Genomic DNA, 658 nt, shown 5'->3' on the forward strand with positions numbered 1-658 from the left:
TGGATCATCGCGTTGATGCGCGCGATGCGGACGCGGACCTTGCGGAAGGCCTCGCGCACCCGGGCCCGGAACACCAGGGCGGCCGCAGCGAGGAGCGGGACGACCAGGAAGGCCACCAGCGCGAGCCGCGGCTCGACCAGGAACAGCACCACCGCGAAGCCGGCCATCTTGAGCACGTCGGTCACCAGGGCGACGATGCCGGCCGAGAACATCTCCGAGAGGTTCTCGACGTCGTTGGTGGCGCGCGTCACGAGGCGGCCGACCGGGTGGCGGTCGAAGAAGCCGAGGTGCAGCGCCTGGAGGTGGGCGAAGACGTCGCGCCGCAGGTCGCGCATCGCCGCCTGGCCGGTCTTCGCCATCAGCACCGCGTGCAGGAACTGGAGCGCGGCCCCGAGCGCCATCGCGAGCAGGTAGAGGCCGGCGAGCCAGGCGAGGGGGTCGATCGCGCCGGGCGGGGCCAGGAGCCAGCCGAGGCGGCCAGCCTCTGCGCCCTCACCCTGGACGCGATCGAGGCCCGCCTTGACGAGCCAGGCGGGCGCCAGCTCGAGCACGAACATCGGCGCCGTGAGCAGCAGCGTGGCGGCGACCTGGCCGCGATAGGGCGCGACCCAGCGCCAGAGCCGCGCCATCAGCCGGGCGTCGTAGGCCTTGCCGAGCA

Annotated in this window: 1 protein-coding gene; it reads right to left on the reverse strand. The window is 73.3% G+C overall.

Annotated elements, in window-relative coordinates; translation table 11 throughout:
• On the reverse strand, positions 1–658 hold a 658-nt coding region (locus L6Q96_23340), incomplete at both ends, for an ABC transporter ATP-binding protein (GenBank protein ID MCK6557482.1).

It is taken from the genome of Candidatus Binatia bacterium (assembly GCA_023150935.1).
Taxonomy (GTDB): Bacteria; Desulfobacterota; Binatia; order HRBIN30; family HRBIN30; genus JAKLJW01.